The sequence below is a fragment of the Acidovorax sp. genome, assembly GCF_046339755.1.
Lineage (GTDB): Bacteria > Pseudomonadota > Gammaproteobacteria > Burkholderiales > Burkholderiaceae_C > Acidovorax.
The window spans coordinates 1-5,876 of record NZ_JBKDTZ010000341.1 but is presented as its reverse complement, the minus strand read 5'-3'; the positions used below and the strand labels follow the sequence as shown (position 1 = coordinate 5,876).

Here is a 5,876-nt window from a genome sequence, read left to right as displayed (position 1 = left end):
GGCCCGAGCTGCTCGGTCGTGTCGTGAACTCGCTCGGCCAGCCCATCGACGGCAAGGGCCCGATCAACGCCAAGATGACCGACGTCATCGAGAAAGTTGCGCCGGGCGTGATCGCGCGCCAGTCGGTGAGCCAGCCCATGCAGACCGGCCTGAAGTCCATCGACTCCATGGTGCCGATCGGCCGTGGCCAGCGCGAGCTGATCATCGGTGACCGCCAGACCGGCAAGACCGCCGTGGCCATCGACGCCATCATCGCCCAGAAGGGCCAGGGCGTGACCTGCATCTACGTCGCCATCGGCCAGAAGGCTTCGTCGATCAAGAACGTGGTGCGCGCGCTGGAACAGGCCGGTGCCATGGAATACACGATCGTGGTGGCCGCATCGGCCTCCGAATCGGCAGCCATGCAGTACGTGTCGGCCTACTCGGGCTGCACGATGGGCGAGTATTTCCGCGACCGCGGCCAGGACGCCCTGATCGTTTATGACGACCTGTCCAAGCAGGCCGTGGCCTACCGCCAGGTTTCGCTGCTGCTGCGCCGCCCACCAGGCCGCGAAGCCTACCCCGGCGACGTGTTCTATCTCCACAGCCGCCTGCTCGAGCGCGCAGCCCGCGTGAACGCCGACTACGTCGAAGCCTTCACCAAGGGTGAAGTCAAGGGCAAGACCGGTTCGCTGACCGCACTGCCCATCATCGAAACGCAAGCCGGCGACGTGTCCGCCTTCGTTCCGACCAACGTGATCTCGATCACGGACGGCCAGATCTTCCTGGAAACCAGCCTGTTCAACGCCGGTATCCGCCCCGCCATCAACGCCGGTATCTCGGTGTCGCGCGTCGGTGGTGCAGCCCAGACCAAGCTGGTGAAGAACCTGTCCGGCGGTATCCGTACCGACCTGGCCCAGTACCGTGAACTGGCTGCCTTCGCGCAGTTCGCTTCCGACCTGGACGAAGCCACCCGCAAGCAGCTGGACCGCGGTGCCCGCGTGACCGAACTGCTCAAGCAGGCACAGTACAGCCCGCTGTCCATCTCGCTGATGGCCTCGACGCTGTTCGCCGTGAACAAGGGCTTCATGGACGACATCGACGTCAAGAAGGTTCTCGACTTCGAACACGGCCTGCACCAGTTCCTGAAGACCAGCCACGCCGCACTGCTGGCCAAGCTGGAACAGGCCAAGGCCATGGACAAGGACGCAGAAGCCGAATTGACCGCCGCCATCGGCGCGTTCAAGAAGTCGTTCGCTTAAACCGGACGAGGAGCCATCATGGCAGCAGGCAAGGAAATACGCGGCAAGATCAAATCGGTGGAAAACACCAAGAAGATCACCAAGGCCATGGAGATGGTGGCTGCATCCAAAATGCGCAAGGCGCAGGACCGGATGCGCGCTGCCCGCCCCTACAGCGAGAAGATCCGCAACATTGCAGCCAACCTCGGCCACGCCAACCCCGAATACGTGCACCCGTTCATGAAGGTGAACGATGCCAAGGTCGCGGGCGTGATCGTGGTGACGACGGACAAGGGCCTGTGCGGCGGCATGAACACCAACGTGTTGCGTGCCGTGACGACCAAGCTGCGTGAGCTGCAGAGCGCTGGCGTGTCGACGGAAGCCGTGGCGATTGGCAACAAGGGCCTGGGTTTCCTGAACCGTGTCGGTGCCAAGGTGGTTTCGCACGTGACGGGCCTGGGCGACACGCCCCATCTGGACAAGCTGATCGGCCCTGTGAAGGTGCTGCTCGACGCGTATGCGGAAGGCAAGATCAACGCGGTGTACCTGAGTTACACCAAGTTCATCAACACCATGCGCCAGGAATCGGTGGTGGAGCAGCTGCTCCCCCTGTCGTCCGAGCAGATGCAGGCCGACAAGACCGAGCACGGCTGGGACTACATCTACGAACCCGATGCCCAGACCGTGATCGACGATCTGCTGGTCCGCTACGTCGAATCCCTGATCTACCAGGCGGTTGCGGAAAACATGGCGTCCGAGCAGTCGGCACGCATGGTGGCCATGAAGGCCGCCACCGACAACGCCGGCAGCGTCATTGGCGAGTTGAAGCTGGTCTACAACAAGACGCGCCAGGCAGCGATCACGAAGGAACTGTCCGAGATCGTGGCTGGCGCCGCTGCTGTGTAAGCAGCTCAACCAACATCTAAATTGGAGCGAAAAATGGCTCAAGTGCAAGGCAAGATTGTTCAATGTATCGGCGCTGTGGTGGACGTTGAGTTCCCGCGCGACCAGATGCCCAAGGTTTACGACGCCCTGAAGCTCGAAGGCACGACGCTGACGCTGGAAGTGCAGCAGCAGCTGGGCGACGGCGTGGTGCGTACCATTGCCCTGGGTTCGTCCGACGGCCTGCGCCGCGGCATCATGGTGACCAACACCGGCAACGCCATCACCGTGCCCGTGGGCAAGGCAACGCTGGGCCGCATCATGGACGTGCTGGGCGCGCCCATCGACGAGCGCGGTCCCGTGAGCCAGGAACTGACGGCATCCATCCACCGCAAGGCCCCTGCGTACGACGAACTGTCGCCTTCGCAAGAGCTGCTGGAAACCGGCATCAAGGTGATCGACCTTGTGTGCCCGTTCGCCAAGGGCGGCAAGGTGGGCCTGTTCGGTGGCGCCGGCGTGGGCAAGACCGTGAACATGATGGAACTCATCAACAACATCGCCAAGGCCCACTCGGGTCTGTCGGTGTTCGCTGGTGTGGGCGAGCGTACCCGCGAAGGGAACGACTTCTACCATGAAATGGCCGACTCCGGCGTGGTGAACCTCGAGAAGCTCGAAGAGTCCAAGGTCGCCATGGTCTACGGCCAGATGAACGAGCCACCAGGCAACCGTCTGCGCGTGGCGCTGACCGGCCTGACGATCGCCGAGTCCTTCCGTGACGAAGGCCGTGACGTGCTGTTCTTCGTGGACAACATCTACCGCTACACGCTGGCCGGTACCGAAGTGTCCGCTCTGCTGGGCCGCATGCCTTCCGCCGTGGGCTACCAGCCTACGCTGGCCGAGGAAATGGGTCGCCTGCAAGAGCGCATCACCTCGACCAAGGTCGGTTCGATCACTTCCATCCAGGCCGTGTACGTGCCTGCCGATGACGTGACCGACCCATCGCCTGCCACGACCTTCGCCCACTTGGATTCCACCGTGGTGCTGTCGCGTGACATCGCTTCGCTGGGTATCTACCCTGCCGTGGACCCTCTGGACTCCACCAGCCGCCAGCTGGACCCGAACGTCGTGGGCGAAGACCACTACGCCACGGCCCGCGCCGTGCAAGGCACGCTGCAGCGCTACAAGGAACTGCGCGACATCATCGCCATTCTGGGCATGGACGAACTGGCTCCTGAAGACAAGCTGGCCGTGGCCCGCGCGCGCAAGATCCAGCGTTTCCTGTCGCAGCCCTTCCACGTGGCCGAAGTGTTCACGGGCTCGCCAGGCAAGTACGTGCCCCTGGCTGAAACCATCCGTGGTTTCAAGATGATCGTCAGCGGCGAATGCGACCACCTGCCAGAGCAAGCGTTCTACATGGTCGGTACCATCGACGAAGCCTTCGAAAAGGCCAAGAAGGTGGCCTGATTGCCCGGTGGCTGAGCAGCGCGCCCGCGCTGCCTGGCCGTCCACCGCAATCAAGCAACCCATCCCCTTTTCCTAGGAGCAATGATGAACACCATCCACGTTGATGTGGTCAGTGCCGAAGAGTCCATCTTCTCCGGTGAAGCACGTTTTGTCGCGCTGCCTGGTGAATCCGGCGAACTGGGCATCTATCCCCGCCACACCCCGCTGATCACACGCATCAAGCCCGGCTCGGTGCGCATCGAAATGGCCAACGGCAGCGAAGAGTTCGTGTTCGTGGCCGGCGGCATTCTGGAAGTGCAGCCCAATTGCGTGACCGTGCTGTCCGACACCGCCATCCGCGGCAAGGACCTGGACGACGAGAAGGCCAATGCTGCCAAGGCATCGGCCGAGGAAGCGCTCAAGAACGCCAAGAGCGAGATCGACCTGGCCAAGGCGCAGTCCGAACTGGCTGTCATGGCTGCCCAGATCGCGGCGCTGCGCAAGTTCCGCCAGAAGAAGTAAGAAGAGAAAACAAGTAAGCAAGCAAGCCCTCCAGATCCTCGCGGATCTGGCCTGGAAACCCGGCCCTGCCGGGTTTTTTTATGCCTGTTCGACAGCGTCCTGGACCAGGTGGATCTGCAGGCCCCCACAGGCCAGTGCAAGCCTGTCGTCGGTGCTGCTGCCTGCCTGCAGCAATTGCCGGTGGGCGAGGAAGGTGCGTGCCGTGGCCAGCGAGCGCACGCCGAAGGTGAGCGATTCGATACGCAACTGCTGGGCGGCAAAGAGCTCCAGCTCGACGTCGTCTGCAAGGACGACGGCAGGGCCGGGCGGGGAGCCAGTGAGCGCCTGCCAACGGCGCTGGTGCGCTGCAAGGTCCGGCGTACCCAGGCTCACCGTCCGCAGCCCGAGCAGACCCAAGGGGCCGCCACCTTGGTTCTGCAGCGCCTGCCTGAGCTGCGCGCGGCGTTGCGTGGGTGTGATGGCCTCGTCCCAGGGGTAGATGCTTGCCTGGGCATTCCATGCGCAAAAGAACACGCAGCATTCCGGGGCCGACAGGTCCAGCAAAACAGAGTTGGTGAAGTTGGTGACTACTTCGCCCTGGGCGTTTGTGGAATCGAACGAGCGGGGTGGTTTGCACTCCATGCCCAGTGCCGCAACTTGTGCCATGGCGGTTGGCATAGACCCCGCAGGCTCAAGCGCGAACCCGTGCAAGAGGGGTGGTTGCGCATGGGCTGGCAAGTCGGCATTCGACGCGGCGGCCCAGAACTCCAGGTCTGTATTGCCCACGTGCACCCAGCCGTAGGTGGCGAAAGCCGTGCGCTGCAAAGGCCAGGCCACGGGCAACTCGAAGACGCGGCTGAACAGATCGAACAGCGGCTCCGCTTCAGCCAGGCGCAGCATGACGTGGTCCATGGAACGGTAGGGTGGCTTCACAGTGTGCGTGCGTGCAAGTTTCTGGCGTCTGGATTGTGACCTGGCTGCCGTCGATTGCGCGCCGGATGCAGGTGGGCGATCAATCACGCACCAGCATCGGTACGTGCCCATGCAAAAAAACCGGAGCCCCTTGCGGAGCTCCGGTTTTTTTGGAGGGTGCAGCAGTGCGGTCTGCCGCCCGCTCTGGTGGATTACAGGGCGCTGATTTCGCCCGAAGGGATCTGGCCGGTGCGCACGGCTTCGGCAGCCGCGGCACGCACGGCAGCGCGATCGGCGCTGGACTTGTAGGTCACGACGCGCGAGCCTGCTGGCTCGATGCTGCGCGTCTGGGCCACGGTGGCGGCTTCGGCAGCCACTTCGGCGCGGGTGCGGTTGGTGTCGAACTTCAGGGCGAACTGCGAGCTGTCGGCTTCGTCAGCGTGGGCGCCAAAGGCAGAAAAAGCAGCCACAGCGGCGATGGACAGGAAACGTGCGGTCTTGTTCATGGTGATCTCGATTCTTGATTTGGTTGGTAGGAGTCAGTCCGGAGCGTCTTACAGGGCGCCGACTTCGCCAGCAGAGATCTGGCCGGTGCGCACAGCGTCAGCAGCCTGGGCACGCACGGCAGCGCGGTCAGCGGTGGACTTGTAGGTCACCACACGCGAACCGGCAGGCTCGATGCTGCGGGTCTGGGCCACCGTAGCGGCTTCAGCAGCCACTTCGGCGCGGGTGCGGTTGGTGTCGAACTTGGTGGCGAATTGCGAAGCATCGGCTTCATCGGCGTGGGCACCAAACGATGCGAAAGCGGCAACAGCGGCGATGGAGAGGAAACGTGCGGTCGTGTTCATGATGAAATCCTTTGAAGAAAAAGAAGCGTCTCAATAAAGCCGGGACAGAAACCATTCCTGAACCGGGTTC

The 5,876-nt window shown here is 63.0% G+C and carries 7 protein-coding genes; 4 read left to right on the top strand and 3 right to left on the bottom strand.

Features of this window, described 5'->3' with window-relative positions:
- The 4 genes from atpA to ACK59X_RS29845 all read left to right on the top strand — a co-directional run.
- The coding region (gene atpA / locus ACK59X_RS29860) for a F0F1 ATP synthase subunit alpha (RefSeq protein WP_409962324.1) at nt 1-1,241 on the top strand (1,241 nt) is incomplete at its 5' end.
- An 18-nt stretch (nt 1,242-1,259) separates the two neighbouring features.
- Nucleotides 1,260-2,126: a F0F1 ATP synthase subunit gamma gene (gene atpG, locus ACK59X_RS29855; RefSeq protein WP_409962322.1), complete on the top strand. Its 867-nt coding sequence runs from the start codon at nt 1,260-1,262 to the stop codon at nt 2,124-2,126.
- A 33-nt stretch (nt 2,127-2,159) separates the two neighbouring features.
- Nucleotides 2,160-3,566 (top strand): F0F1 ATP synthase subunit beta, encoded by a 1,407-nt coding sequence (gene atpD, locus ACK59X_RS29850; protein ID WP_409962320.1) that lies wholly within the window; start codon nt 2,160-2,162, stop codon nt 3,564-3,566.
- A gap of 84 nt (nt 3,567-3,650) precedes the next feature.
- The gene (locus tag ACK59X_RS29845) at nt 3,651-4,067 is read left to right on the top strand and encodes a F0F1 ATP synthase subunit epsilon (protein ID WP_409962318.1); all 417 of its coding nucleotides are present in this window, start codon (nt 3,651-3,653) and stop codon (nt 4,065-4,067) included.
- 78 nt (nt 4,068-4,145) lie between these two features.
- On the opposite strand, the gene ACK59X_RS29840 is transcribed toward ACK59X_RS29845, so the two are convergent.
- From ACK59X_RS29840 to ACK59X_RS29830, 3 genes are all read right to left on the bottom strand, one after another.
- Nucleotides 4,146-4,958: a hypothetical protein gene (locus ACK59X_RS29840; protein WP_409962316.1), complete on the bottom strand. Its 813-nt coding sequence runs from the start codon at nt 4,956-4,958 to the stop codon at nt 4,146-4,148.
- 212 nt (nt 4,959-5,170) lie between these two features.
- Nucleotides 5,171-5,464 (bottom strand): DUF4148 domain-containing protein, encoded by a 294-nt coding sequence (locus tag ACK59X_RS29835; protein ID WP_409962314.1) that lies wholly within the window; start codon nt 5,462-5,464, stop codon nt 5,171-5,173.
- Between the two features lie 48 nt (nt 5,465-5,512).
- Complete coding sequence (locus tag ACK59X_RS29830) at nt 5,513-5,806, bottom strand: DUF4148 domain-containing protein (protein WP_409962312.1); 294 nt, start codon at nt 5,804-5,806, stop codon at nt 5,513-5,515.
- Nucleotides 5,807-5,876: the final 70 nt, after the last annotated feature.

Bases quoted from the DNA above. Each gene is read 5' to 3' on its own strand.
- atpG (WP_409962322.1), top strand. From the start codon at position 1,260: ATGGCAGCAGGCAAGGAAATACGCGGCAAGATCAAATCGGTGGAAAAC.
- atpD (WP_409962320.1), top strand. From the start codon at position 2,160: ATGGCTCAAGTGCAAGGCAAGATTGTTCAATGTATCGGCGCTGTGGTG.
- ACK59X_RS29835 (WP_409962314.1), bottom strand. From the start codon at position 5,464: ATGAACAAGACCGCACGTTTCCTGTCCATCGCCGCTGTGGCTGCTTTT.
- ACK59X_RS29840 (WP_409962316.1), bottom strand. From the start codon at position 4,958: ATGGACCACGTCATGCTGCGCCTGGCTGAAGCGGAGCCGCTGTTCGAT.
- ACK59X_RS29845 (WP_409962318.1), top strand. From the start codon at position 3,651: ATGAACACCATCCACGTTGATGTGGTCAGTGCCGAAGAGTCCATCTTC.
- ACK59X_RS29830 (WP_409962312.1), bottom strand. From the start codon at position 5,806: ATGAACACGACCGCACGTTTCCTCTCCATCGCCGCTGTTGCCGCTTTC.